General features: G+C 55.5%; 1 pseudogene. It reads left to right on the top strand.

Features of this window, described 5'->3' with window-relative positions:
* Nucleotides 1–16: 16 nt before the first annotated feature.
* Nucleotides 17–272: pseudogene (locus Q4563_RS19935) on the top strand (hypothetical protein); the annotation flags it as partial.

The following is a 272-nucleotide window of genomic DNA, read 5'->3' as shown; positions in this document are numbered from 1 at the left end:
CGTTGAAGGAACCGATGTGCGGACCGACATCGTCAAACACTACTCCGTGGCCCGTGTGTCACTGGAAGTGCCTTATGTCATGCCGGATCGCAAAACCATGTATCTGACCGACGACCAGTCAACCGGTGGCGGTTTGTTTATGTACATTGCCGACGAAGCAGAAGACCTGAGTGCGGGTACCCTGTACGCCATGAAATGGAACCAGACCGATTCCGGTAGCGACGATAACGCCTTTATGGGCGCGGCGGACATCGAATGGATCAGTCTCGGCC

The organism is Gilvimarinus sp. 1_MG-2023, assembly GCF_030548285.1.
The sequence above is the reverse complement of the archived record's forward strand: the minus strand, read 5'-3'. Positions and strand labels throughout refer to the sequence as shown.